Consider the following 25624-nt stretch of genomic DNA (forward strand, 5'->3'; position numbering starts at 1 on the left):
CTCCGATGAACGCCCTCCTGCCGTCTCAACCGGGCATCCGCGTCACGCTGGCCGAGCTGATCGAGATGCGCCATCGCGTGCGTGAAGTGCAGCTGTTTTCCACGCCGAGCCAACGCAGCCCGCTGATTGGCCTGCACCACTCGAAGCTGCGCGGGCGTGGGGTGGATTTCGATCAGGTGCGGGTCTATCAGGCCGGCGACGACGTGCGCACCATCGACTGGCGCGTCACCGCCCGAACGCAAGAACCACACACCAAACTGTTCCATGAAGAACGCGAGCGGCCGATTTTCATCATGGTCGAGCAAAGCCGCCGACTGTTTTTCGGCTCGGGCCTGATGTTCAAATCGGTGCTCGCCGCCCAGGCCGCAGCGCTGATCGGCTGGGCCGCACTGGGCCACAATGACCGGGTCGGCGGTCTGGTGTTCGGCGACAACGAGCACTACGAAATCAAGCCCCGCCGCAGCAAACAAAGCCTGTTGCAATTGCTCAACCGCCTGGTACGGGTCAATCAGTCGCTGCACACCGAAAGCGAGCCGGATCGCGACGCGTTCGGCATTGCCCTGCGCCGCGCCCGCGAGGTATTGCGCCCCGGCAGCCTGGCGATCGTGATTTGCGATGAGCGCGCCTTGTCGGAAAGCGCCGAACAACAGCTGAGCCTGTTGTCGCGCCATTGTGATCTGTTGCTGCTGCCTCTTTCCGACCCGCTGGATCATGCCCTGCCTGCAGCCGGGCTGCTGCGCTTTGCTGAACGCGGCGCACAACTGGAGCTCGACACGCTCAACTTCGATCTGCGTCAGACCTACCGTGCCCAGGCTGAAAGCCGCATCGCCCGCTGGGAATTGCTCGCGCAAAAGCTGCGGGTATTGCTGATGCCCTTGAGCACCCAAAGCGAAATGGTCGAACAGCTGCGCGAATACTTGAACCCGCAGAAACCAGGAAAAGGCCGATGAACGGTCTCGATCAACTGCAACCACTGATCTCTCCGCCCCAGATCGGATTCTGGCCCCCTGCGCCGGGCTGGTGGTTCTTGCTGTTGCTGCTGCCGATCATTGGTTTCGGCGTGTGGAAGCTGCGCCGATTCATTCCCAACAAACGCCCCGTCGTGCGTGCCGAACAACCGCTGGACCCGGTACGCGTCGCCGCGCTGGCCGAACTGGCACTGATGCCCAAGCCTTACGACGGTGCTCCGGCCGGCGCCTGGTTGCAGCAACTCAACGGCTTGCTCAAGCGTCTTTGCCGCAACCACTACCCTTACAGCCAGAGCCATACCCTCAACGGCCGCAAATGGCTGGCATTCCTCGACAACCGCTGCCCGGCTGCCGGCCTGACCCGCTGGATGGTGCTGGTCGAGGGCGCCTACAAGCCCGAATGCAAGCTCGACGACAAGGCCATCGCCGGCCTGACCCAGGCGGTTGAAACCTGGATTCGCAAACATGTTTGAGTTCGCCTGGCCGTGGATTTTTGCCCTGCTGCCCTTGCCGTGGCTGATGCGCATCGTGTTGCCGGTGGCCGACAGTGGCGAACCGGCGCTCAAAGTCAGCTTCCTCAACGACCTCGAAGGCCTGGCTGGGCGTCGCGCCCGGGCCAATCTGCCAGCCTGGCGCCAACAGGCTCCGTTCCTGCTGTTGTGGCTGATGTTGTTGACCGCCGCCGCGCGCCCGCAATGGCTCGGCGACCCGCTGCCGATTGCCGCCAGTGGCCGGGATCTGTTGGTGGCGGTCGACGTCTCCGGTTCCATGGACTACCCCGACATGCAATGGCAGGACGAGGACGTCAGCCGCCTGGCGCTGGTCCAGCATTTGCTCGGCGACTTCCTGGAAAGCCGCGAGGGCGATCGGGTCGGCCTGATCCTGTTCGGCAGCCAGGCTTACCTTCAGGCCCCGCTGACCTTTGATCGGCACACGGTGCGTGTCTGGCTCGATGAGGCGCGCATCGGCATTGCCGGCAAGAACACCGCCATCGGCGACGCGATTGGCCTGGGCCTCAAACGCCTGCGCCAACGGCCGGCCCAAAGCCGGGTACTGATTCTGGTCACTGACGGCGCCAACAACGGTGGCGAGATCGATCCGCTGACGGCGGCGCGACTGGCGGCCAAGGAAGGGGTGAAAATCTATCCGATCGGCATCGGCGCAGACCCGGAACAAAGCGGCACCTTGGGTTTTCTCGGCATCAACCCAAGCCTGGATCTTGATGAACCCTCCCTGATGTCCATCGCCGAAGCTACCGGCGGCCAGTATTTCCGCGCACGTGATGGCAAGGAGTTGCAGGCCATCAAGGCTACCCTCGATCAACTGGAGCCCGTGACCCAGCAACCGACCCAGGCTCGTCCAGCCCAGGCGTTGTATCACTGGCCGTTGGCGATTGCGCTGTTATTGAGCATTTTATTGGTGGCACGCGAACTCTGGCCGGACAACCCTCTTCAACGGCTGTTTACCAAGGATCTGTTTTTGCAAACGCAACTACCTGACTGGCGCCAGCGTCTTAAACGCCTGCGCCTGCGGAGACGCCGATGAGCGCGCTCTGGCCGTATTGGTTCCGCCCAGGGTGGTTGCTGCTGTTGCCATTGCTAGGCTGGCTGCTCTGGCAGCTCTGGCACCGGCAGAAGCGCGCCGGCCGCTGGCAGATGATCCTGCCGCCAGCCTTTCACGCGGCGCTGCTCAGTGGTGGCAATGGCCGCGACAGTAAATTACCTTGGGTCGCGCTGGGTGTGGCGTGGCTACTGACGGTTTTCGCGCTGCTCGGCCCGAGCTGGTCGCGAGTAGAACAACTCAGCCAGAAACCTGCCGATCCGCTGGTGGTCATCCTTGAATTGACCCCGGAAATGCTCGCCACCGACGTCCAGCCCAACCGCCTGGAACAAGCCCGGCGCAAGCTGTTTGACCTGCTGCAATACCGTAGCGATGCGCAGACCGCCATTGTCGTCTATGCCGGCAGCGCCCACACGCTGGTGCCGTTGTCGGACGACCTGTCGACCAGCCGCAACTTGCTGGATGCACTCAAGCCGTCGCTGATGCCGGAACCCGGCCACCGCGCTGATCTGGCGGTAGCCAAGGCCCTCGCATTGCTGGAGCAAGCAGCGCTGGGAGACGGTCGGATCCTGATGATCGGCTCATCCCTCACGGAAACCGAACGCGAAGGCATCCGCCGCGCGCTGAGTGGCAAATCAACACAATGGCTGATGATTGGCGTCGGCACCGCCGAAGGCGCGCCGATCACTCAGGAGGACGGCAGTTTTCTCAAGGACGAACAGGGCGCCATTCTGGTGCCGCATCTGGATGACCCCGGACTGAAAGCCTTTGCCAAAGATCTGGACGGGCGCTATCGCCATGCACGCCTGGGCGACGCGGATCTGCGTGCCCTCGGTTTGCTCGATGGCCCACGCAACTTGCGTAACGATGGCCAGACCTTGCGCCTGGATACTTGGGCCGATCAGGGTTATTGGCTGTTGTTGCCGCTATTGCTTCTGGCGGCTTGCGCTGGTCGCCGTGGCTGGTTGTTGTGCCTGCCGTTGTTGCTGGCACTGCCACAGCCCAGCCAAGCCTTTGAATTCCAGGACCTGTGGTTGCGCCCCGACCAACAGGGCTTGCACTTGCTCAAGCAAAACCGCCCGGCGCAAGCCGCGCAACACTTTGCCGATCACCAATGGCAAGGCGTGGCCCTCTATGAGGCCGGTGATTACACTGGGGCCGCCCAGCGTTTCGCCGAAGGCAACGACGCCCACGCCCACTACAATCGTGGCAACGCCCTGGCTAAAAGTGGTGAACTGGAGGCGGCGCTGGATGCTTACGAACAGGCCCTCGAGCGGCAACCGGATTTGCGTCCGGCGTTGACCAACAAGGCACTGGTGGAAAGTCTGCTCAAGCAAAAGGTATCCCCGGCTGCAGCCGAACCGGACAACACCGCCAACGCAACGCCCCAGGTCAATGAGCAGGAAACACCGCCCGGCACCCAGGCTCAACCGTTGAGCAATGGCGAACCGAAAGCCACCGATCATCAGGCCAGCGATACCGAGCAACCGTCGACCCTGCCTCCGCGTCCCGGCGCCAACGAAGTCCCGGGCAGCGAGCTGGGTGACGAACAGCACACTACACCGCCCATGCGCCCGGCCAGCGACAGCATCGAAGGCGAGCAGCAACAGGCACTGGAGCAATGGCTGCGGCAGATTCCGGACGACCCGGCAGAATTGCTCAGGCGCAAATTCTGGTACGAACAGCAACAACATCAGGATCAGGGAAAAACTCGATGACCCGCTTCACCGCTTTCACCATCGCCTTGCTGGTCTGCACTTCGCAGGTCCAGGCAGCCGAGCTGGTCGCCAGTGTCGATCGCGCGCGCCTGAACTCTGGCGAGACGGTCGAGCTGACCCTGGAATCCAACGACGTCACCCAATTCGGCAAACCTGACCTGACGCCGCTGGAGCCGCTGTTCGAAGTCCGAGGCACACGCCAGGTCAACCAATTGAACACGCTCAGTGGCGACAATCGCGCGACCACCCGCTGGATTGTCACGCTGTTGCCATTGCAGAACGGCAGCGTGGAAATTCCGCCATTGACGCTCGGTGACGCGCAGAGCCAACCGATTACCGTGCAAGTGGTCGCGAGCGAAAGCCAGAACAATCCGAGCAAACAGGCCGCGGTTTTCATCGACGCCAGCCTCGATCAAACCAGCGTCTACGTGCAAGCCCAGGCGATCCTGACCTTGCGCATCTACCATTCGGTGTCGCTGTACGACGACAGCAGCTTGCCCCCGCTGCAGATTCCCGATACTCGCATCGAACAGCTCGGCGAATCGCGCACCTACGAAAAAGACATCAACGGTGTGCGCCACGGCGTTATTGAAATGCGCTACGCGATCTATCCGCAGCACAGCGGCGAACTGATCATTCCGGGGCAGATTTTCAACGCTGCCCTGGTGGACGCGCAGCCCGCCAAGGACGCCTCGACCCAAACGCCGAAGTCGGGAAAACTCATGCGTGTCAGCTCCGGCGAACTCCTGCTGACAGTCAAGGCCAAACCCATCACCTACCCTGCCGACCTGCCGTGGCTGCCGGCGCGCAGCCTGAGCCTGAGCGAGAGCTGGAGCCCGGAGCCGGAACATGTCCAGGTCGGCGACTCGCTGACGCGCAGCCTTAAAGTCACCGCCGAAGGGCTGTCCAGCTCGCAACTGCCGCCGCTGCCGGGTACCGAAGTCAGCGGCTTGCGCCGTTATCCGGATCAGCCGGTGCTGGGCAACCAGAACAGTGAACGCGGCCTGGTTGGCAGTCGCGAAGACCGTGAAGCGCTGGTTCCGTCCCGAAGCGGTTCGATCGAATTGCCGTCGGTTGAAGTGGTCTGGTGGAACACCTTTGAAGATCATCTGGAACACACCAGCCTGCCCGCCCGAACCCTGCAAGTAGCGGCCAATCCAAGCCTGATGGTCGATACACCGGCCGGCACTGCCCCGACCAATGCCACCGCCGACAGCGAAACGCTGTGGCGCTGGCAACTCAGCACGCTGATTCTGGCCTGTACCACCCTGCTCGGCTTCGGCCTGTGGTGGCGGGCGCGCTGGCAACCGGCAATCCTGCGCGCCGCGCAAACCGGCCCGAGCCCGCGCACCGTGCTCGACGACCTCAAGCGTGCCTGCCAGGCCAACGACCCCCACGCCACCCGCCAGGCCCTCGACGCCTGGGCCAGGCAACAACCGGAAACCCTGGCCGACATGGCCGCCCGCTTCGTCCCGTTGTCCGACGCGCTCGACGGTCTGAACGGCGCGCTCTACAGCGAGACCGGCCAGCATTGGCAAGGTGAAGAACTGTGGCGGGTGATTCGCACCATTCCGATAGCCGAACGGGTCCAGGACCCGGTAGCTGACAGCGGCTTGCCGCCGCTTTATCCCAAATAAAAATCGCAGCCTGAGGCAACTTCTACATTGATCTCTGTAGGAACTGCCGCAGGCTGCGATCTTTTAAGCCTTTCCAGCCATCAACAGGTCAGGCGTAAGCTTTCCAAAGGACATTGTCGCCCACCCCGGGCGCCCACTCCTCTACGTGTGCCGTATGAGCCTGAATGCAGACCCAGTTCTGTCCGGCGTGGCTCACCAGGTCATTTTTTGCGTATGTATTACCCAGCTTCCACGCCGGATACTCGCCCCCGTCAGCCTGGGTTCTGACGCTCAGGACGTTACTGAACGACGAAAGTCGTTTATTCAGGTCGCGCGCTTTGACGGCGTAACGATATTGGGTGTTTGGAGTGAGATCAGCGTCCTCATAAGAGGTGCGAGAGGCGCTTACGGTTTTGATGTGAATGTCGTCTCGATAGATCAGGTAGTCCACAACCGGCGCCGAACCGGTTGATGCCCCCCACATCAGGCTGACGCTTTGCGAGGTCTGACCCATGCTGTGCAAGTTAGTCGGAGCGGTGGGACCTACTCCACCTTCGGGCAAGGTGTGCACTTGAATCGGCCGACTTGGAACCGAGACACTGCCTCGATCATCGACTGCACAAATGGCATAGTTGTAACGGGTTTCAGGCACCACAGCGTTATCGGAAAATGTTAGTTGCGGTACATCTACCTGGACTAAAAAGCTTCCGTTGCGCAAGATATGGTAAGAGGTAATCGGTAACTGACCAGTTGCTGCATTCCACTTCAACGTTACCTGCTTGTCAGTAACCTTGATAGCGGACAATCCGGTCGGAGTGTCGGGCAGTTCACCTCCCCCTTCCGACGGTACAAAATTGAGGTCAATCACCTGGTAAAAGGCCATCGACGTATTGGCGACTTCCCAAACCGCCAAACATACATGGTACCCCTCACGATTGGGCAGCGGGATGCCATGGGTCGTAGGTGAGTCAGGCAGCATTGCCTCGCCATGGGCCCAATGCGGTTTCAAGTTGATTTGCACGGTGTAAAACGGCTCTGCTTCAAACTGGCTGCGCGACAAGACCTCGTCAGGCACCCAATCAACTTTCGTGATGAAATAATTCCAGCGACGAGTGGCATGCGTCGCACTGTAATACCACGAAACATCCAGCGTATCGCCACTTCGCACATCGTGCTTTTGCCAGTGTGTGCCCGGTTCATCCAGCCATGCACCGGTCAGCTGATTTGCACTGGCGATTTTTCCATCCGGCGGTGGCGGGACGTTGGCGTCGTCATCTGGAGCAAAAACATCTCTGACCCCACCAGAAACCAAAGGAAAAAACTTGCCCGACTCGCGTTGATTCAATGCCCCTTCGTCAAGTCTCCCCGCAAGCCACTCAAAATGTGCGCGTGAAGAGGGGGAAAAGACATGGCCATGGCGCGGTGTATTGCTTCTGCTGATCGTGTTCGGACGTCGCTGTGACATAGTATTTCTCCATTAACATTCGTTGCAGCTTCGATAGTCCTGGAATCACATGTAACGCCCTAACCACTTCAGTCACTGCTCGACCTACCCGCCCTTCGATAGAAGACACATTCCGTCGCTTGCGCTGTAAGGCTCCATGCTCGACTTCATTAAATACCCGGGTTACCTATGCCGACTACTGACAGAACTGACAGTAAGGGACAGGTGGTAGCCATATTCTTCGCCAAATGCAGACGCCGTCAGCGTTCAAAGGTGCTCTGCAACAACCGTCGTTTGCCAGTAAACTCTCTCCCCTTTCGCCGCTGTCATTTGTCTTCGCGGCCATCATTTTTTATCTAGCGGAGTTGCCCTTGCGTCTGTTCCACACCTCCGACTGGCACCTCGGGCAGAACCTGCACGGCCAGGATCGCGATTTCGAGCACGGTTGTTTTCTCGACTGGCTGCTGCGCCAGCTCAAACTGCAGCAACCGGATGTGCTGCTGATCGCCGGCGATATCTTCGATACGGTCAACCCACCGGTCAAAGCCCAGGAACGTCTTTACGACTTCATCGTCAGCGCCCACGAGCAGCAACCGTTGCTGACCATCGTGATGATTGCCGGCAACCACGATTCCGGTTCGCGGATCGAATTGCCCGCGCCGTTGATGCGCCGCTTGCGCACTCATGCGTTGGGCCGCGTGTTGTGGCTGGACGACGGGCAACTCGACGCCGAACGTTTGCTGTTACCGCTGCCGAACGCAAAAGGTAAAACCGTCGCCTGGTGCCTGGCGCTACCGTTCTTGCGGCCTGCCGAAGTCACCGGCCCGCACTTGGGCGACAATTATCTGCGCGGCATCGGACAGGTTCATGAATGGCTGATCGAGGCAGCCAACGCCAAACGCAAGAAGGGCCAGGCGCTGATCGCCATCAGCCATGCGCACATGGCCGGTGGTTCGGTCTCGGAAGACTCCGAGCGCAGCCTGATCATCGGCAATGCCGAAGCCCTGCCCGCCAGCCTGTTCGGGCCGAGTATCAGCTACGTTGCCTTGGGCCACCTGCACAAACCGCAGAAGGTCAACGGTGAAGAACGTATTCGCTACAGCGGCTCGCCAATCCCGCTGTCGTTCTCCGAGATCGGCTATCAACACCAGATTCTCGACATCACGCTCGATGGCGAAACCCTGGTCAGCGTTGAACCGAGACTGATCCCCCGTGCGGTCAATCTGCAACGCATTGGCCCGGCGCCTCTGGCAGAAATCCTCCTGCAACTGGCCGATCTGCCCAATATCGATCTGCTGGCCGACTACCAACGCCAACCCTGGCTTGAAGTGCGGGTTCGTCTGGACGAGCCGCAGCCAGACCTGCGCAACCAAATCGAAACCGCGCTGCAAGGCAAGGCCGTGCGTCTGGTGCGAATCGCCGCCGAATACGCGGGTAACGGCAACCGCGAAGGCGCCGACGAGGGCGACGCCTTGATCGAGCTCGACCAGCTCACACCTCAGGAACTGTTCCGCCGTGCCTGGCAGGACAGCTACGGCAGTGAGGTTGACGAACAAACGCTCAAAGACTTTGCCGAGCTATTGCAAGACGTACAGCTGGAGAGCGAACAACCATGAAGATCCTCGCGATCCGCCTGAAAAACCTTGCCTCCCTGGCCGGCCCGTTTGAAATCGATTTCACCGCCGAACCGTTGGCCAGCGCCGGTTTGTTCGCGATTACCGGACCGACCGGCGCCGGTAAAAGCACCTTGCTTGACGCCCTGTGCCTGGCCCTGTTCGGTGCCGTACCGCGCCTGAACAACACCGGACGCGACGCCAAGGTGCCCGATGCCGATGGCGAAATCGGCACCGGTGACCCGCGCACCTTGCTGCGCCGTGGTACTGGCGAAGGCTATGCCGAAGTGGATTTCGTCGGGGTCGATGGTCGTCGCTACCGCGCACGCTGGGAGGCCAACCGCGCCCGGGAAAAGGCCGGTGGCAAGTTGCAAGCCAGCCGCCAGAGCCTGCGCGATATCGATCAGGATCAACTGCTGGCCAGCCAGAAAGGCGAATACAAAAGCCAGCTCGAAGCCGCCCTGGGCCTGAATTTCGAACAGTTCACCCGCGCCGTGCTGCTGGCGCAGAGCGAGTTCAGTGCCTTTCTCAAGGCCGATGACAACGACCGCAGCGAACTGCTGGAAAAGCTCACCGACACCGCGCTCTACACCCGCCTCGGTCGCCGCGCCTTCGACAAGGCCAAGGAAGCCCGCGAAGCCCACAAGCTGTTGCAGGATCAGGCCAGCGGTGTCACGCCGCTGTCTCCTGAAGACCGGGTCGAACTGGATTCGCGCTTCAATGCCGCCCAGCAACAATTGAAGCTGCAACAGGCACAGCTCAAACAACTGGAACAACAGCATGGCTGGCTCAAGGATTTGCGTCAGTTGCAAGACGCGCAGCAAGCCGCCGCCGAGCAACTGCACAGTGCACAGCAAACGTGGGAAGCTCTGGCCGGCGAGCGCCTGAAACTCACGCGCCTTGAACAACTCGCCCCGCAACGACACCAGTTCGCCCGCAAGACTGGGCTCGATGCGCAACTGACGCCGCTGGCCGAACAAATTGCCGAGCACACTCGCCAGCACGGCGAACTCAACCAGCGGCAGACGCAACTGGAGCAGGCGCTCGAGTCGGCAACAATTGCCCTGAGCCAAGCGCAGCAGCGACACAGCGAAAGCGCCCCGCTGTTGCGTCAGGCCTTTGAAGAGCAAAGCACCCTCGCCCGCCTCGCCAGGGACACCGCCCTCAGCGCCGAAACCCGACAAGCTGCCGAGCAGGCCTGCACCGAAGGCCAGAGCGCGATTCAGGCGTTGCAGGAAAAACAGGTTCAGGTCGCCGAGCGCCTGCAAAAGATTGCCGCCGAGCTGGAACAAAGCGCCTCTCTGGCGCCGCTGAGCGATGCGTGGAATGCCTATCGCGACCGCTTGCAACAACTGATGTTGATCGGCAATCGCCTGAACAAGGGCCAGGCCGAACTGGCCAGCCTCGAACGGAGCGCCGCGCACAGCGCCCAAGCGCTGGCCGAGCAAAAGCAACAATTGGAAGTATTGTTCAAAGAGGCTGGCGCCGAGCCTGAAGCGGTCGCCGAGCAAATCGGCATCCTAGGCAATCTGCTGCAGGACAATCGTAAACAGCTGCGTGCCGTCGAAGACCTGACGCGGCTCTGGGCCAGTCAGCAAGCGCTGGAAAAACACGGCGCCGAGCTGCATCAGCGCCTGCTCGATGCGCAACTGGAGCGCGAGCGGTTGACTGAGGACGGGGTGAAGACCAAAGCCGAACTCAGCGTCGCCGAGCAAACCCTCAACGTCACCCGTGAACTGCTCGAGCGTCAGCGTCTGGCTCGCAGTGCCAGTGTCGAAGAGCTACGCACGCAGTTGCAGGACGACCAGCCGTGCCCGGTCTGTGGCAGCAACGAGCATCCGTATCATCAGCCGCAGGCCCTGCTGCAAAGCCTCGGCCGTCATGATGAATCCGAACAGGCCAGCGCGCAGCAAGCGGTGGATCGGCTCAAGGAAAAACTCACCGAGTTGCGCGCCGACGTCGGTGGCGTGATCGCCCGACAGAAAGAGCTGTTGCAACAACAGGAGCAATTGACCGCCCAGCTTCAGGCGCTGACGCCGAGCCTTGAAGCGCATCCGCTGGCAACCACGTTGCTCAATCAGGACGCCGACAAGCGCGACGCCTGGCTGGTCCGGCAAAACGAGCAATTGAACCAGAGCATCACCCAGGACGAGCAACGCCAGAGCGCCCTGCTCACCCTGCAACAGGACGCGGCGCGTCTGACCCAGCAACTGCGCAACGCCGAAACCGCGCATCAGCAAGCGGCGCAGCACCTGAGCGATCAACAACGGGAACTGAGCAGCGACCGTCAGCGACTCGATGAGGAACTCAGCGCGTTCGCCAGCCTGCTACCGGCAGACACCTTGGAAGCCCTGCGCGTCGAGCCTGCGGCGACCTTCCTGCAGCTGGATCGGCAAATTGCCGAGCGCCTGGCGCAAGCCGATCAGCACAAAGAAGAGTTGACCGAACAGCAGCAACGTCAGCAGACGCTGGAGAAGGAACAGGATCGCCAGCTCAGCCGCGCGCAACAGTTGCAAAGCGCCGAACAGCAATTCAACGCACTGGCCGCCCAGCAACAGGCCAGCGAGGCGAAACTCGCGCAACTGCTGGGTGAACACGGCAGCGCCGAGCACTGGCAGCAGCAGCTCGAACAGGCTGTGGAACAGGCGCGCAACGCCGAAAACTCAACGGCCCAGGCACTGCAGAACGTGCGCACGCAATGTGTGCAGATCGTTACGCAGTTGAAAGCACAACAGGAGCGTCAGCAGATCCTGGAAAACGAAGACCGCGAGCTAACGGGCAAAATCGCCGAGTGGCGCGCGCGTCATCCTGAGTTGGACGACGGCGGTCTCGAAGACCTGCTGCGTGTCGATGACACTCAGGTCAGCGAACTGCGTCAGCGCTTGCAGCACAACGAAAAAGCCGTTGAGCAGGCCAAGGTGCTGCTGCAGGAACGTGATCAGCGTCTGGCCGATCATCAAGCGCAGCACAACGGCAATCTCGATGCCGAACAACTCGCCGGCGCCCTCGCCGACCTGCAAGGTCAATTCAACCTCAGCGAGCAACAATGCGCCGAACTGCGCGCCGAGCAAGCCGAAGATCAGCGACGGCAGAATGCCAATCAGGCGCTGGCCGAGCAAATTGCCAAGGCCTACGCCGAGTTCCAGCGCTGGGCGCGCCTGAATGCTCTGATCGGTTCCGCCACTGGCGACACCTTCCGCAAGATCGCCCAGGCCTACAACCTCGACCTGTTGGTGCACCACGCCAACGTGCAACTGCGGCAACTGGTGCGCCGTTATCGCCTCAAGCGTGGCGGCAGCATGCTCGGCCTGTTGGTGATGGACACCGAGATGGGTGACGAACTGCGCTCGGTGCATTCGCTGTCGGGTGGCGAGACTTTCCTGGTGTCGCTGGCCCTGGCGCTTGGGCTCGCCTCAATGGCTTCAAGTACCTTGAAAATCGAATCGCTGTTCATCGACGAAGGCTTCGGCAGTCTGGACCCCGAGTCGCTGCAACTGGCCATGGACGCGCTCGACGGCTTGCAGGCGCAAGGTCGCAAGGTTGCGGTAATTTCCCATGTGCAGGAAATGCATGAGCGCATTCCGGTGCAGATTCAGGTGCGCCGCCAAGGCAACGGTCTCAGCACGCTGGAGGTGAAATGAGTACGCTGTATTCGTTCCGACGTTGCCCATACGCCATGCGTGCGCGCATGGCCTTGCGCTACGCCGGCGTTGCCGTGGACATCGTCGAAGTGAGCCTGAAGGCCAAGCCGCCAGAGATGCTCGCGCTATCGAGCAAAGGCACGGTGCCGGTGCTCAGCGTCGACGGCCAAGTGATCGAGGAAAGCCTGGACATCATGCGTTGGGCGTTGGCACAAAACGATCCGCAGGACTGGCTGCTCAAGGATGATCCGCAAAGGCAGTTGCGAATCGCAGAGCTGATCGCGGAAAACGATCAGTCGTTCAAAATTCATCTCAATCGCTACAAGTACGCCGAACGCTACCCCGAGCAACCGATGGAAACCTATCGCGCCGAGGGCTCGCAGTTTTTGCACAAGCTGGATCAACTGCTGGAGCGTCGCGACTACTTGTTGGCGCAACACCCCAGCCTGGCCGATGTGGCGCTGATGCCGTTCATACGGCAATTCGCTCATGTCGATCGCGACTGGTTCGCGCAGACGCCGTATCGGCATTTGCAGGCGTGGTTGCAACGGTTTCTGGAGTCAGACCTCTTCACTTCAATCATGAAGAAGTAACCGATACCTGTAGGAGCAAGGCTTGCCCGCGATGGGGCCGTCAAGGACGCAAAAAAACATCGCGGGCAAGCCTTGCTCCTACAAGGACGGTGGTGTTTCAAGGAATCAGGCCAATACTTCGCACATTCCGATCACCGAGCAATCGACCTGGAACGGCCCGAAAAAACTGCTCTCAGGTTCGATTGGCGGATTACCGGCCAGCAGGCCCATGCCCTTGGCGATGTCGATGTTGCGCGCAATGTTGTGGTTAGCTTCGATGGCCCGCGCTACACCACCTATCGAACCTTGCCCGATCCCCAGCAAGGAAAATCCATTGGTGATGAAAGCCAGGAAGGCGATGACCAAGAGTTTGCATCTGTTCATGCTCCGCCGACTCCTGCGAGGTCAGCCTGATCGACCATCGCCTGTTGGGCGCGGTGTTCAAACTGGATACCAGGATGGGCGACCTGAATCGGCGCTTCGTAGGTTTGTTGTGACTGCGGCGAAAGACTGACAACCAGCACCATGACCAGGTAAAGACCGATAGCCACATAGGCGCCGCGTTTGGCGGAAGTGATGATTGCGTGGGCCATGATGAACTCCGTGGACATGTTTCAGAGTCCACAGATTCAATCAAAACAGCCCCAAGAACCAACGAGTCTCGTCTATACCAGATATCAACTTCGTTGATCATTAAGCCAGACTATCTCAGTCTTCAATAAAACTGATCATGCGCTCGCGGGCCGCGTCAGGCTCGCCGGAAATCGGCTCTGCCGCTGACAGAATCGGGGTCGAATAGAGAAACAGCAAAACCACGGCCAGACGCATCGCCATATTGTCGATCCTTTTCTTGGGAAGGAGTCAATAAATTCGCGCCAAATTTAAACCGCTGGCCAGATGATATCAAGCGATACCTTGATGGCAATTTGATACTGTCGTAAATGCGTTATGCAGGAGCGACATCACTTCAGCGCTTTTCGAGTGGTTGAACCTCGATCGGCAAGTGACTTCGCTCCTGCATAAAGGCAGCAGAAAGGAAATTTCAGTGCTGGGTTTTGTGATCCAGCGCGGCGTAGAAGTTAGCGCTTTGTTGCAAGTATTTCTGGGTGTAGCTCTGGGTGTGGGATTTTTTGTCGCTGATTTCAACGTTGGCGCTGGCTGGCAGAGCCACGGTGGCAGAGATGGCGGACGCGGCGATTACGGAGAAGAGATTGAAGTTCATGCTGTATTCCTCGAAGTCAGTTGGCTTGCATGCCCGGTGGGGCCGTGAAGCAAACTTAACCCTCGAAGAACGAGGCCTTGAAATGCTTTGTAGCATTACCACATATCAGCCTCATTGATAGAAAGACGCAGGCCCCGCAAACCGGGGCCTGCGGCCTATTGTCGCAGCAAAAACCTGAGGTCGCTCGGGGCGTCCATCGGCAGTTTTTGTACGGTCTTGCCCAGCAAACCGGTGTTGGCGTCGCGTTCGATGACGACAATCTGGTTACTTTTCTGGTTGGCGATCAGCACGAACTTGCCGCTTGGATCGAGGCTGAATTCACGCGGATGATCGCCCTCCACCGCTCGGCGTTGCAGCTCCTTGAGATGGCCGGTCGCCGGGTCGATGGCGAACACCAGCAACTGATTGGCGGTGCCACGGTTACTGACGTAGAGGAATTTGCCGTCGGCCGAGCTGTGCAGCGCAGCAGCGGCTTTGTCGGTAACCGGCTGACCGGCTGCCAGCTCAACGAGCTGCGTTTGTTCAAGCTTGCCATCGCGGTAGTCGAACACGGCGACCTGGGCGCTCATTTCCATGGTCAACCAAGCGTGGTTGCCATCGGCGCTGAACAGCAGATGACGCGGACCGCTACCGGGCGGTAGCTGGACGAAAGCTGGCGTGGCCGGGGTCAACGGCAGTTGCGGATTGGCCTTTGGGTCGAAACGGTAGACAAAAACCTTGTCCGCACCCAGGTCATTGGAGAACACGAACTTGCCATCGGGCGATGGAACCGTCGAATGCACGTGCGCTGACATCTGCCGCTCGGCATTGACCCGACTGGCCGGGTGACTGCTCATCTGCACCACGGGCTTGAGCGCGCCATCAGCGCCGATCGGCAACACCGCCAGGGTCCCGCCCGGGTCTTCGGCCACCGAATAATTGCTGACGAACAAATGGCTGGCATCGTTGCTCAGGCTCGAATGCGTCGGCTCATTGCCCAGGCTCTGTACCTGATTGATCAGGCTCAGTGCCTGGCTTTTCGGGTCAATCGAGTAGCTGCTGACACGCCCAACCGGATCTTTCTGGCCCGGGCCGTTTTCGTTGACCACAAACAGGTGCCGCTGATCCTTGGAAAGGGTCAGCCACGACGGGTTTTCGCTTTGAATGACTTGCAAGGGCCTGGCGGCGATCTGCCCGGTTGCGCTGTCAAAATTGAGCCGGTAAATGCCTTGGCTCTGCCCACCGGTGTACGAACCCACGAGCAATTGATAATCATCGGCCCACGTTGCCTGAACGCCCATCGCGCCCATGCTGCCGGCGATTAACAGTGGCCACAGCTTATTCATCCGCAGGTTCATCGTCGTCGTTGTCGCCACTGACGACATCGCCGAGGCACACCAGTCGGTGTTCGCCGTTGTTATCACTGATCAGCCAGCTTTGCAGTGTGGCGTCGAACGTCGCGGCCTGGATCTGCGCCGGGGTGAACTCCCAGTGCAACGCATTGCGGCCATCCATGCACTCGATGTGCAGATTGTCGTCCTCATCGAGGGCGAATTCGAAGGCATGCAGCCCATCGATTTCCACCATCCCGCAGTGTTCGAGGGCGTTGAGCAAGGTGTCGGTTGCAGCTGTCATGGCAGTCGATCTTTGAATGGGAAAAACGCAATGATAGCTCATGCACTTGATGATTGTTCCACACAAACCTGTGGAAGCGGGCTTGCCCGCGATGACGGTATGTCAGCCAACAATTGCGTTGACTGATACACCGTCATCGCGAGCAAGCTCGCTCCCACAGGGAACCCGGTCGTTAGATGGCCTCGCGCGATGGCTTGCCATCCACCAGCCGCTGAATGCGCAACGGATTGGCATTTTTCAGGGCATCCGGCAGCAGGTTGTCCGGGTAGTTCTGGAAACATACCGGGCGCAGGAAGCGATCGATCGCCAGGGTGCCCACCGACGTGCCGCGGGCATCCGAGGTCGCCGGATACGGTCCGCCATGGACCATCGAATCACACACTTCGACCCCCGTCGGATAGCCATTGAGCAGGATTCGACCGACCTTCAGTTCCAGCAACGCCGTCAGTTCGCTGAACTGCTGGAAGTCCGCCTGTTCGCCGATGATGGTCGCTGTCAGTTGACCGTGCAGGCCGTTCAACGCAGCGCTCAGCTGCGCTTGATCCGCCACTTCGACGACGACGGTGGTCGGCCCGAACACTTCCTCCTGCAGTACTTCATCGCCGTTGATCAACAAACTGACATCAGCCTTGAACAACTGGGGTTGCGCCCGGCGTCCCTGCTGCGGTTGACCCGCCAGTTGCTCGATTCCCGGATGATCGAGGAGCTTTTGCAGGCCTTTGCCGTAGCTGGCCAGCGTCCCGGCATTGAGCATGGTTTGCGCCGGCTGATCCGCCATCACATCGGCCAGCAGTTTTTGAAACGCGCTGAACTGAGGCGAGCGAATACCGATCACCAACCCCGGATTGGTGCAGAACTGGCCGCAACCTTGCACTACCGAGGCCGCCAGCTCACGGGCAATGGTCTCGGTACGCACCTGCAACGCCTCGGGCAGGAGGATCACCGGGTTGATGCTCGACATTTCGGCGAACACCGGAATCGGTTGAGGGCGCGCCGCGGCCATATCGCACAATGCCCGACCGCCCTTGAGCGACCCGGTAAAGCCCACCGCCTGAATCGCCGGATGCTTGACCAGCGCTTCGCCGACCCCACCGCCATAAATCATGTTGAACACACCGGCCGGCATCGAGGTTTTTTCCGCCGCCCGGATGATCGCGTCAGCGACGTGCTCGGCCGTTGCCATGTGGCCACTGTGGGCCTTGAACACCACCGGGCAACCGGCGGCCAATGCCGACGCGGTGTCGCCACCGGCAGTCGAGAACGCCAAGGGAAAATTACTGGCGCCGAATACCGCCACCGGGCCGAGACCGATACGGTACTGGCGCAGGTCGGGACGCGGCAGCGGTTGACGGTCCGGCAGTGCCTTGTCGATACGCGCACCGTAGAAATCGCCGCGACGCAGCACGTTGGCGAACAGACGCATCTGCCCACTGGTGCGGCCCCGTTCGCCGATGATCCGCGCTGCCGGCAGTGCCGTTTCGCGGCAAACCAGAGAGACGAAATCATCACCCAGCGCATCCAGCTCAGAGGCAATCGCGTCCAGAAACTGCGCGCGCCGCTCTGCGCTCAAGCTGCGATAAGCCGGGAACGCGGCAGCGGCAGCCTTGGCGGCGGTATCGACTTCCTCCGGCGTGGCCTGGATGAAATCATGGGGCAATGCCTCGCCGGTTTCGGCGTCGACGCTCTGCAGCTTGACGCTACCCAACGCGCTGCGCTGGCCGCCGATGTAGTTGTGACCAAGAATCAGGGACATTCAATATTCCTCAAAGTGTGCCAACGGTGCCGGGCTCGAACGCTGCTGCATCCGGTGCGATGCCATTGATCAGCGGCGCGCCGAATTCCGCCTGGCTGATCTCGAACACATCCCCCGGTTGCGTGCGCACGCCATCGGCGAACGACAGCGTTGCAGTGCCGAAGAAGTGAATGTGCACATCCCCCGGGCGCAGGAATTGGCTGTATTTGAAATGGTGGAACTCAAGGTTCGCCAGGCTGTGGCACATGTTGGCTTCGCCGCTGAGGAACTCGTTCTGCCACAGCACTTCGCCGTCGCGCAGGATTCGGCTGGTGCCGGCCAGATGCTGGGGCAATTCACCGACCCGCAACTCCGGACCATAACTGCAACTGCGCAGTTTCGAGTGGGCCAGATAAAGGTAATTCTTGCGCTCCATGACGTGATCGGAGAATTCGTTGCCCACGGCGAAACCGAGGCGATACGGTTTGCCGTCATGGCCGATGACATACAGGCCGCTGAGTTCCGGTTCCTCACCGGCGTCTTCGGCAAACGGCGGCAACGGGAATGGCTGGCCGGGACGCACAACGATGCTGCCGTCTCCCTTGTAGAACCATTCCGGTTGTACACCCGCCTGACCTGCGGCGGGTTTACCGCCCTCCACGCCCCACTTGAAAATGCGCATGGTGTCGGTCATCGCCGCTTCGTCACCGGCCTGCTGGTGCATCTTGTCCCGGGCCGAGGCGCTGCCCAAGTGGGTCAGGCCGGTGCCGCTGACCAGCATGTGCGCAGGGTCCGGGTGATCCAGCGGTGGCAGGATGCGCAGTTGTGTCAGCAGTTGCGCGTAATCGTGGCTGATCCCCAGGCCCAAGGCTTGTACTTGTTGCTCAAGGCCAACGCCTGCCTCGATAGCCGCCAGGGCCAGGTCGCGAACGGTGCGGGCGTCTTGCACTTCGCACACCAGGCCATCCTCGACCACACCAACGCGGCGTTCGCCGTTACTTAATTCGAATTGAACCAAACGCATGAAATTTCTCCTGTTATTCCAAACACTTCAGTTCCCTGTGGGAGCGGGCTTACCCGTGATGACGGCTGCACATTCAACATTGATGTGCCAGATCAATTGCTATCACGGGCAAGCCCGCTCCCACAGGGATGGTGGTGATTTCCGGTTTTGTGTCAGGTACGGGTCGCGCCACGTGCACTGGCCGCAAACTCATCCGCCGGCAGCACATGCTTGCGCTCCAGCAAGCGGTAAACCACGCCAGTCAAGATCAACCCGAACACCATCACGCACGACAGGAAATACAAGCCGGAAGCCAGGTTGCCGGTGTATTCCTTGAGCGCACCAATGACGAACGGGCCGATGTAACCGCCGAGGTTGCCCACCGAGTTGATCAGCGCAATCCCCGCCGCCGCACTGGCACCGGCGAAGAACCGGCCCGGCAAGGTCCAGAACACCGCCGTACAGGAGAACAGCGCGAACGCCACCAGGCACAGTGCTGCCAGTTGCAGCACTGGCACCGACAGCCAGGCACTGAGGAACAGGCCGATGGCGCCCAGTACATAGAGCACCGCCAGATGGCCGTAGCGATCATTCAATCGGTCGGAACTGCGTGGAATGATCAACAGGCCGATGATCCCGAAAATGTACGGCACCGATGACACGAACCCGGTCACCAGATCGCTGCCGCCGAACTGCTTGATCAACGTCGGCAACCACAAACCGAGGCCATAAATGCTCAAGGTCACCGGCAGGTAGAACAGCGCCAACAGCAACACGCGCTTGTCCTTGAGGGCGTGCAAAGGATTGCCGTGACGGGTCTGGCCGTACGCTTCGAGGTCTTTTTTCAGTTCGCCGGTGAGCCAGTCCTTTTCCGCCTGGTCCATCCACTTCACTTGCTGAGGGCCGTCAGGCAACCAGCGCAACACGGGCCAGGTCAGCAGGATCGCCGGGGCGCCGATAACGATGAACAGCCACTGCCAGCCGTGCAGCCCAAGCACACCGTCCATGCCCAACAAGCCGCCGGACACGGGACCTGTGATCATCATGGCAATGGGTTGGGACAGGATGAACAGCCCGAGGATCTTGCCGCGATGGCGGACCGGGAACCACTGGGTGATGTAGTACAGAACGCCAGGGAAGAAACCCGCTTCGGCGGCACCGAGCAAAAACCGCATGACGTAGAAGCTGTTCGGCCCTTGTACGAACGCCATGCCAATGGTGATTGCACCCCAGGTGACCATGATCCGCGCAAACCAGCGCCGCGCGCCGAAGCGGTCGAGCATCAGGTTGCTGGGGATTTCCAGCAGGAAGTAACCAATGAAGAACAGCCCTGCACCGAGACCGTAGGCCGCGTCGCCCAGACCGATGTCAGCGCCCATGTGCAATTTGGCGAAGCCCACTGCGGAGCGATCCACATAGGCGATCAGGTACAGCAGGATCAGGAAGGGAATCAGTTTCAGCGTGATGCGACGAATAAGCCGCAGTTCCTGGCTCATGAGATCGGTCTCCGATTGTTGTTTTTATAGAACCTCGGGGGACGCCTCTCGCGACAAATCGCCAGGACCATCCCTCCGCTGAAAATGACTATATAGTAATACTATTTACTCAACAACACTTCCAAAGCGGCGAAATTGAGCTTATGTTACGCCTCAGTTCGAACAATATAGTCATACAATAAGAGAATCGATCATGTCTGATAAGAAACCCACCCTGCGCTCCGCCCAATGGTTTGGCACCGCCGACAAGAACGGCTTCATGTACCGCAGCTGGATGAAGAATCAGGGCATCGCCGACCACCAGTTCCACGGCAAGCCGATCATCGGCATCTGCAATACCTGGTCGGAACTGACCCCATGCAACGCGCATTTCCGCCAGATCGCGGAACACGTCAAACGCGGGGTGATCGAGGCCGGGGGCTTCCCGGTGGAATTCCCGGTGTTCTCCAACGGCGAATCCAACCTGCGCCCGACCGCCATGCTCACCCGCAACCTGGCGAGCATGGACGTTGAAGAAGCGATTCGCGGCAACCCGATTGACGGTGTGGTGCTGTTGACCGGTTGCGACAAGACTACCCCTGCATTACTGATGGGCGCCGCCAGTTGCGACGTGCCGGCCATCGTCGTCACCGGCGGGCCGATGCTCAACGGCAAACACAAGGGCAAGGACATCGGCTCGGGCACCGTGGTCTGGCAGCTCAGCGAACAGGTCAAGGCTGGCACCATCACCATCGATGACTTCCTTGCAGCCGAGGGCGGCATGTCCCGCTCGGCCGGCACCTGCAACACCATGGGCACCGCCTCGACCATGGCCTGCATGGCGGAAGCCCTCGGTACTTCCCTGCCCCACAACGCCGCGATTCCGGCCGTGGATGCACGCCGTTATGTGCTGGCGCACATGTGCGGCATGCGCGCGGTGGAGATGGTCCGCGAAGACCTGAAACTGTCGAAGATCCTGACCAAGGAAGCCTTCGAAAACGCTATTCGTGTGAACGCGGCCATTGGTGGCTCGACCAACGCGGTGATCCATTTGAAAGCCATCGCCGGGCGCATCGGCGTGGAACTGGATCTGGACGACTGGACCCGCATCGGTCGCGGCATGCCGACCATCGTCGACCTGCAACCGTCCGGGCGCTTCCTGATGGAAGAGTTCTACTACGCCGGCGGTCTGCCTGCGGTACTGCGTCGCCTCGGCGAGGCCAACCTGATCCCCAACCCGAATGCTTTGACCGTGAACGGCAAGTCCATTGGCGAGAACACCAAGGATGCGCCGATCTATGGCGAAGACGAAGTGATTCGCACCCTCGACAACCCGATCCGCGCCGACGGCGGTATCTGCGTGCTGCGCGGCAACCTGGCGCCACTGGGCGCGGTACTCAAGCCGTCCGCCGCGACGCCTGAATTGATGCAGCATCGTGGACGCGCCGTGGTGTTCGAGAACTTCGACATGTACAAGGCGCGGATCAACGACCCGGAGCTGGACGTGGATGCCAACTCGATTCTGGTCATGAAGAACTGCGGGCCGAAGGGTTATCCGGGCATGGCTGAAGTCGGCAACATGGGCTTGCCGGCCAAGTTGCTGGCTCAGGGCGTGACCGATATGGTGCGCATTTCCGATGCGCGCATGAGTGGCACCGCGTATGGCACTGTGGTCCTGCACGTTGCCCCTGAAGCCGCTGCGGGCGGTCCGTTGGCGACGGTAAAAGAAGGCGACTGGATCGAGCTCGACTGCGCCAGCGGCCGGCTGCACCTGGACATCCCGGATGCGGAACTGGCCGCACGCATGGCCGACCTGCAACCACCGCAGCAATTGCTGGTAGGCGGTTACCGTCAGCTGTACATCGACCATGTGTTGCAGGCTGATCAAGGCTGCGACTTCGACTTCCTGGTCGGCTGCCGCGGAGCCGAAGTGCCGCGTCATTCTCACTGACCCCTCTCCACCGATCGTTCCCACGCTCCGCGTGGGAATGACTCAACGGACGCTCCGCGTTCGGCTGTTGACTTGGGACGCAGAGCGTCCCTGGCTGCATTCCCACGCGGAGCGTGGGAACGATCAATCCGCCTCAAGATTGTGTCGTGCCTGCTATCATGCGCAGCACCTCCACGCACAGGACCGCGCCACTCCCCATGGATTACCGCAAACCCTCCGACCGCAAAAGCATGCACTCGCGTATCGTCCAGGAATTGGGCATGCAGATCGTCTCCGGACGCTTCCTGCCAGACGACAAACTGCCCGCAGAGGCGTTGCTGTGTGAAGAATATGCGGTCAGTCGGCCAGTCCTGCGTGAAGCCACACGGGTGCTGGTTGCCAAGGGTCTGGTGTACTCCCGCCCGCGAGTGGGCACCGTGGTCAAACCACGTCGGGAATGGCACATGCTCGACCCGGACGTGTTGCATTGGCTGATGCAAAGCAGCCCGCAAAATGAATTCTTCAATCTGTTGACCAGTGTACGCAGCATCATCGAACCGGCGGCCGCCGCCCTCGCCGCGCAGTTCGCCACCGACGACGACATCGCCGCGATCGGCGAAGCCTACCAACGCATGGAAACCGCGCCGACGCCTGAAGCCTTGCTGCAACCGGACCTGGATTTCCACAGCCGCATTGCCGACGCTACCCACAACGACTTGCTGGCCAACCTGTGCAACATGCTGTCGGTGGCCATCGCCGAGGCCTTGAAGCATTCCAACCAACGCCCGAACCTGCATGAACTGGCGTTGCCACGGCACAAGGCGATTCTCACCGCCATCGAAAACCGCGACGCCCTGGGTGCGCGGCATGCGACGCTGGTGCAGCTGGATGATGCGCGCAGTGCGTTGAATGTCGTGCTGGGTAGCGATCCCACCTGACCACCACTATCCCAGTGGGAGCTGGCTTGCCAGCGATGGCGGCTTATCAGTTACATCATCGTTCAATGTTAAACCGCAATCGCTGGCAAGCCAGCTCCCACAGGAAGTGTGTCGATCTTCAGATGCAAAAAAGCCGCAACCAGGGTTGCGGCTTTTTCATTGCAGCGTGAATCAGTGGGCGAACAACGAATTGCCCTTCTGCCCTGCCAGTTTCTCCGGTTTGATCAGGAATCGCGCCAGTGCCGGCAACAGCCACAGCGCACCGAACATGTTCCACAGCAACATGAAGGTCAGCATCAGACCCATGTCGGCCTGGAACTTGATGGCCGAGAAGATCCAGGTGCACACGCCGATGGCCAGGCACAGGCCGGTGAACAATACGGCTTTACCGGTGGATTTCAGAGTCTGGTAATAGGCTTCCTGCAACGGCAGACCGGCACGCAGGAAACTTTCCAGTCGGCTGTAGATGTAGATGCCGTAGTCCACACCAATCCCCACCCCGAGCGCCACCACTGGCAGGGTCGCCACTTTCACGCCGATGCCCATGAACGCCATCAAGGCGTTGCCGAGCACCGAGGTCAGCACCAGCGGCAGCACGATGCACAAGGTCGCCGCCCAGGAACGGAAGGTGATCATGCACATGACCGCTACGCAGATGTACACCAGGATCAGGATGGTCAACTCGGACTTCTTGATCACTTCGTTGGTGGCAGCCTCGATCCCGGCGTTACCGGCAGCCAGGATGAACTCCAGGTTCTCGGTGTTGTGTTCCTTGGCGAAGTCCTGCACGGCGTGGACCGCGCGATCCAGGGTTTCAGCCTTGTGATCGTTGAGGAACACCAGCACCGGTGCCAGCGAGCAACTGTTGTTGTACAGGCCATCGGCCCGGGCAATCGAGTTGTTCAGCACGTCCGGGTTGCGCGACAGGGTTTCCCACTTCAGGTTGCCTTCGTTCATGCCCTTGATCATTTGCTTGGACACGGTCACCAGGGAAATCGCCGACTGCACGCCCTCGGTGTTCTGCATCTTCCACATCAGCTCGTCGATCGGCGCCATGGCTTCGTAGCGTGAGCAGCCTTCGGACTTGGTCTTGACCATCACCACCAACACGTCAGAGCTGGTGGAATAGTTGTTGATGATGAAGTTGTTGTCCTTGTTGTAGCGCGAGTCCGGACGCAGCTCCGGCGCACCCTGGTCGAGGTCACCGATTTTCAGGTTCTGGCTGTACCAGAGGCCGCCGCCGAACGCGATCAGTGCCAGCGCGATGGATACTGGCGCGACTTTCGGGCTGGCGAAGTTCGACAGCAAGCGCCAGAACGGATGTTCGCGAGTCGCATCTTTCTTGCTGCGCGCAACTGCGCGCTTGCTGATGCCGACATAGGAAATCGCTACCGGCAACAGGATCAGGTTGGTGAACACGATCACCGCCACACCGATGGAAGCACCGATGGCCAGCTCGCGAATCACGCCGATATCAATGATCAGCAGCGTGATGAAGCCCACGGCATCGGCAAGGATCGCGATCATCCCGGGCAGGAACAGCTGGCGGAAAGTCCGGCGCGCTGCGGTCAGGGCGTTGTCCGCCTCACTGGATTGCAGGGCGATGCCGTTGATTTTCTGCACGCCGTGGGAAATACCGATGGCGAAGATCAGGAACGGCACCAGCATCGAATAAGGATCAAGACCGAAACCGAAGAAGTGCATCAGGCCCAATTGCCAGACCACCGCCACCAGCGTCGTACTCAACACCGCCACGGTACTGCGCATGCAGTTGGTGAACCAGTAGAGCAGGATCAGGGTAATGACAAACGCGACCCCGAAGAACATCACCACCATCACCAGGCCATCGATCAGGTCACCGACCTTCTTGGCGAAACCGACGATGTGGATCTTGATGTTGGGGTTCTGCGCTTCGAACTTGTTGCGGATCTTGTCTTCAAGCTCATGGGAGAACTTGCGATAGTCCAGGGCCAGCAACTTGCCCTGGTCCTGCGGGTCCGGATAGGCCTCCAGCAACGGGATGTCGACGATGCTCGACTTGAAGTCGTTGGCCACCAGGCGACCGACCTGCCCGGACTTGAGGACGTTGTTGCGCAGCATGTCGAGGCTGGCCTGGGAGCCGTTATAGCTCTGCGGGATCACTTCACCCCCGGCAAAGCCCTCCTCAGTCACTTCGGTCCAGCGTACGCTCGGACTCCACAGCGACTTGAGGCCGGAACGGTCAACGCCGGAAATGTAGAACACTTCGTCGTTGATCTGGCGCAGGGTCTCCATGTATTCCTTGGAGAAGATGTCGCCATCGGTGGCTTCCACCGAGATCCGCACGGTGTTGCCCAGGTTCGCCAGATCGTTGCGATGCTCCATCATCTTCTGGATGAAGGGGTGCTCGAGCGGGATCATTTTTTCGAAGCTGGTGGACGGACGAATCAGCGTCGCCTGCCAGAACAGGAAAATACTGACCAACAGGCAGATGAAGATCACTGCCGGGCGGTTGTTGAAGATCAGGCGCTCAAGGAGTGTCGCCTTTTCCTGGTGATGAGTACTCAAGGAAGTCATAGCTGCGCCTTCTTATTATTAA

General features: G+C 60.3%; 21 protein-coding genes. 10 read left to right on the forward strand and 11 right to left on the reverse strand.

Annotated elements, in window-relative coordinates:
- The first annotated feature begins 5 nt into the window (after positions 1–5).
- Genes ASD60_RS19250 through ASD60_RS19270 form a run of 5 tightly spaced genes read left to right on the forward strand, consistent with a single transcriptional unit; the run spans position 6 to position 5883 of the window.
- Positions 6–950, forward strand: a complete 945-nt coding sequence (locus ASD60_RS19250; protein ID WP_056855522.1) for a DUF58 domain-containing protein — start codon at positions 6–8, stop codon at positions 948–950.
- Entirely contained in the window at positions 947–1441 is a 495-nt protein-coding gene (locus ASD60_RS19255; protein ID WP_056855523.1) for a DUF4381 domain-containing protein, read from the forward strand. The genes ASD60_RS19250 and ASD60_RS19255 overlap by 4 nt, the downstream gene beginning before the upstream one ends.
- Entirely contained in the window at positions 1434–2513 is a 1080-nt protein-coding gene (locus tag ASD60_RS19260) for a vWA domain-containing protein (RefSeq protein ID WP_056855524.1), read from the forward strand. Before ASD60_RS19255 ends, ASD60_RS19260 begins: the two co-directional genes overlap by 8 nt.
- Positions 2510–4246 carry a VWA domain-containing protein gene (locus tag ASD60_RS19265; protein ID WP_056855525.1) on the forward strand — a complete coding sequence of 579 codons (1737 nt, stop codon included), beginning with the start codon at positions 2510–2512 and terminating at the stop codon, positions 4244–4246. The genes ASD60_RS19260 and ASD60_RS19265 overlap by 4 nt, the downstream gene beginning before the upstream one ends.
- The gene (locus ASD60_RS19270) at positions 4243–5883 is read left to right on the forward strand and encodes a BatD family protein (protein ID WP_056855526.1); all 1641 of its coding nucleotides are present in this window, start codon (positions 4243–4245) and stop codon (positions 5881–5883) included. Before ASD60_RS19265 ends, ASD60_RS19270 begins: the two co-directional genes overlap by 4 nt.
- 88 nt (positions 5884–5971) lie before the next feature.
- On the opposite strand, the gene ASD60_RS19275 is transcribed toward ASD60_RS19270, so the two are convergent.
- Positions 5972–7327: a lytic polysaccharide monooxygenase gene (locus tag ASD60_RS19275; RefSeq protein ID WP_056855527.1), complete on the reverse strand. Its 1356-nt coding sequence runs from the start codon at positions 7325–7327 to the stop codon at positions 5972–5974.
- Between the two features lie 350 nt (positions 7328–7677).
- Here ASD60_RS19275 and ASD60_RS19280 point away from each other — a divergent pair, with 350 nt between their 5' ends.
- Genes ASD60_RS19280 through ASD60_RS19290 form a run of 3 tightly spaced genes read left to right on the forward strand, consistent with a single transcriptional unit; the run spans position 7678 to position 13153 of the window.
- Positions 7678–8922 (forward strand): exonuclease SbcCD subunit D C-terminal domain-containing protein, encoded by a 1245-nt coding sequence (locus ASD60_RS19280; protein WP_056855603.1) that lies wholly within the window; start codon positions 7678–7680, stop codon positions 8920–8922.
- Complete coding sequence (locus ASD60_RS19285; RefSeq protein ID WP_056855528.1) at positions 8919–12560, forward strand: AAA family ATPase; 3642 nt, start codon at positions 8919–8921, stop codon at positions 12558–12560. The genes ASD60_RS19280 and ASD60_RS19285 overlap by 4 nt, the downstream gene beginning before the upstream one ends.
- Positions 12557–13153: a glutathione S-transferase gene (locus ASD60_RS19290; RefSeq protein WP_056855529.1), complete on the forward strand. Its 597-nt coding sequence runs from the start codon at positions 12557–12559 to the stop codon at positions 13151–13153. The genes ASD60_RS19285 and ASD60_RS19290 overlap by 4 nt, the downstream gene beginning before the upstream one ends.
- Before the next feature lie 105 nt (positions 13154–13258).
- Here ASD60_RS19290 and ASD60_RS19295 read toward each other — a convergent pair whose 3' ends face one another.
- The 9 genes from ASD60_RS19295 to ASD60_RS19330 all read right to left on the reverse strand — a co-directional run bounded on the left by ASD60_RS19295 (position 13259) and on the right by ASD60_RS19330 (position 20199).
- Positions 13259–13516, reverse strand: a complete 258-nt coding sequence (locus ASD60_RS19295) for a hypothetical protein (protein ID WP_056855530.1) — start codon at positions 13514–13516, stop codon at positions 13259–13261.
- Positions 13513–13725: a hypothetical protein gene (locus tag ASD60_RS19300; protein ID WP_056855531.1), complete on the reverse strand. Its 213-nt coding sequence runs from the start codon at positions 13723–13725 to the stop codon at positions 13513–13515. The genes ASD60_RS19295 and ASD60_RS19300 overlap by 4 nt, the downstream gene beginning before the upstream one ends.
- 115 nt (positions 13726–13840) lie before the next feature.
- Positions 13841–13966 carry a hypothetical protein gene (locus tag ASD60_RS29635; RefSeq protein ID WP_256590244.1) on the reverse strand — a complete coding sequence of 42 codons (126 nt, stop codon included), beginning with the start codon at positions 13964–13966 and terminating at the stop codon, positions 13841–13843.
- A 208-nt stretch (positions 13967–14174) separates the two neighbouring features.
- Complete coding sequence (locus ASD60_RS19305) at positions 14175–14354, reverse strand: hypothetical protein (RefSeq protein ID WP_019650041.1); 180 nt, start codon at positions 14352–14354, stop codon at positions 14175–14177.
- A 155-nt stretch (positions 14355–14509) separates the two neighbouring features.
- Positions 14510–15679: a lactonase family protein gene (locus ASD60_RS19310; RefSeq protein ID WP_056855532.1), complete on the reverse strand. Its 1170-nt coding sequence runs from the start codon at positions 15677–15679 to the stop codon at positions 14510–14512.
- Complete coding sequence (locus tag ASD60_RS19315) at positions 15672–16010, reverse strand: DUF5629 family protein (RefSeq protein WP_056855533.1); 339 nt, start codon at positions 16008–16010, stop codon at positions 15672–15674. Before ASD60_RS19315 ends, ASD60_RS19310 begins: the two co-directional genes overlap by 8 nt.
- Positions 16011–16140: 130 nt before the next feature.
- Positions 16141–17721 carry an aldehyde dehydrogenase (NADP(+)) gene (locus ASD60_RS19320; protein WP_056855534.1) on the reverse strand — a complete coding sequence of 527 codons (1581 nt, stop codon included), beginning with the start codon at positions 17719–17721 and terminating at the stop codon, positions 16141–16143.
- Positions 17722–17731: 10 nt separating this feature from the next.
- On the reverse strand, positions 17732–18724 hold the full coding sequence (gene araD1 / locus ASD60_RS19325) for an AraD1 family protein (RefSeq protein ID WP_056855535.1): 993 nt from the start codon (positions 18722–18724) through the stop codon (positions 17732–17734).
- Between the two features lie 152 nt (positions 18725–18876).
- The gene (locus ASD60_RS19330; protein ID WP_056855536.1) at positions 18877–20199 is read right to left on the reverse strand and encodes an MFS transporter; all 1323 of its coding nucleotides are present in this window, start codon (positions 20197–20199) and stop codon (positions 18877–18879) included.
- A 193-nt stretch (positions 20200–20392) separates the two neighbouring features.
- Here ASD60_RS19330 and ASD60_RS19335 point away from each other — a divergent pair, with 193 nt between their 5' ends.
- Positions 20393–22129: an IlvD/Edd family dehydratase gene (locus tag ASD60_RS19335; RefSeq protein ID WP_056855537.1), complete on the forward strand. Its 1737-nt coding sequence runs from the start codon at positions 20393–20395 to the stop codon at positions 22127–22129.
- A gap of 197 nt (positions 22130–22326) precedes the next feature.
- A complete protein-coding gene (locus ASD60_RS19340) occupies positions 22327–23046 on the forward strand; it encodes a FadR/GntR family transcriptional regulator (RefSeq protein WP_056855538.1) in 720 nt (239 codons plus the stop codon).
- 171 nt (positions 23047–23217) lie between these two features.
- Here ASD60_RS19340 and ASD60_RS19345 read toward each other — a convergent pair whose 3' ends face one another.
- Complete coding sequence (locus tag ASD60_RS19345) at positions 23218–25602, reverse strand: efflux RND transporter permease subunit (RefSeq protein WP_056855539.1); 2385 nt, start codon at positions 25600–25602, stop codon at positions 23218–23220.
- Between the last annotated feature and the right edge of the window lie 22 nt (positions 25603–25624).

Source organism: Pseudomonas sp. Root562 (assembly GCF_001427125.1).
Lineage (GTDB): Bacteria > Pseudomonadota > Gammaproteobacteria > Pseudomonadales > Pseudomonadaceae > Aquipseudomonas.

What these genes read in the sequence shown, in the direction of transcription:
- ASD60_RS19250 (WP_056855522.1), top strand. Translation starts at nt 6, where the DNA reads ATGAACGCCCTCCTGCCGTCTCAACCGGGCATCCGCGTCACGCTGGCC.
- ASD60_RS19255 (WP_056855523.1), top strand. Translation starts at nt 947, where the DNA reads ATGAACGGTCTCGATCAACTGCAACCACTGATCTCTCCGCCCCAGATC.
- ASD60_RS19260 (WP_056855524.1), top strand. Translation starts at nt 1,434, where the DNA reads ATGTTTGAGTTCGCCTGGCCGTGGATTTTTGCCCTGCTGCCCTTGCCG.
- ASD60_RS19265 (WP_056855525.1), top strand. Translation starts at nt 2,510, where the DNA reads ATGAGCGCGCTCTGGCCGTATTGGTTCCGCCCAGGGTGGTTGCTGCTG.
- ASD60_RS19270 (WP_056855526.1), top strand. Translation starts at nt 4,243, where the DNA reads ATGACCCGCTTCACCGCTTTCACCATCGCCTTGCTGGTCTGCACTTCG.
- ASD60_RS19275 (WP_056855527.1), bottom strand. Translation starts at nt 7,327, where the DNA reads ATGTCACAGCGACGTCCGAACACGATCAGCAGAAGCAATACACCGCGC.
- ASD60_RS19285 (WP_056855528.1), top strand. Translation starts at nt 8,919, where the DNA reads ATGAAGATCCTCGCGATCCGCCTGAAAAACCTTGCCTCCCTGGCCGGC.
- ASD60_RS19290 (WP_056855529.1), top strand. Translation starts at nt 12,557, where the DNA reads ATGAGTACGCTGTATTCGTTCCGACGTTGCCCATACGCCATGCGTGCG.
- ASD60_RS19295 (WP_056855530.1), bottom strand. Translation starts at nt 13,516, where the DNA reads ATGAACAGATGCAAACTCTTGGTCATCGCCTTCCTGGCTTTCATCACC.
- ASD60_RS19300 (WP_056855531.1), bottom strand. Translation starts at nt 13,725, where the DNA reads ATGGCCCACGCAATCATCACTTCCGCCAAACGCGGCGCCTATGTGGCT.
- ASD60_RS29635 (WP_256590244.1), bottom strand. Translation starts at nt 13,966, where the DNA reads ATGGCGATGCGTCTGGCCGTGGTTTTGCTGTTTCTCTATTCGACCCCG.
- ASD60_RS19305 (WP_019650041.1), bottom strand. Translation starts at nt 14,354, where the DNA reads ATGAACTTCAATCTCTTCTCCGTAATCGCCGCGTCCGCCATCTCTGCC.
- ASD60_RS19310 (WP_056855532.1), bottom strand. Translation starts at nt 15,679, where the DNA reads ATGAATAAGCTGTGGCCACTGTTAATCGCCGGCAGCATGGGCGCGATG.
- ASD60_RS19315 (WP_056855533.1), bottom strand. Translation starts at nt 16,010, where the DNA reads ATGAGCTATCATTGCGTTTTTCCCATTCAAAGATCGACTGCCATGACA.
- ASD60_RS19320 (WP_056855534.1), bottom strand. Translation starts at nt 17,721, where the DNA reads ATGTCCCTGATTCTTGGTCACAACTACATCGGCGGCCAGCGCAGCGCG.
- araD1 (WP_056855535.1), bottom strand. Translation starts at nt 18,724, where the DNA reads ATGCGTTTGGTTCAATTCGAATTAAGTAACGGCGAACGCCGCGTTGGT.
- ASD60_RS19330 (WP_056855536.1), bottom strand. Translation starts at nt 20,199, where the DNA reads ATGAGCCAGGAACTGCGGCTTATTCGTCGCATCACGCTGAAACTGATT.
- ASD60_RS19335 (WP_056855537.1), top strand. Translation starts at nt 20,393, where the DNA reads ATGTCTGATAAGAAACCCACCCTGCGCTCCGCCCAATGGTTTGGCACC.
- ASD60_RS19340 (WP_056855538.1), top strand. Translation starts at nt 22,327, where the DNA reads ATGGATTACCGCAAACCCTCCGACCGCAAAAGCATGCACTCGCGTATC.
- ASD60_RS19345 (WP_056855539.1), bottom strand. Translation starts at nt 25,602, where the DNA reads ATGACTTCCTTGAGTACTCATCACCAGGAAAAGGCGACACTCCTTGAG.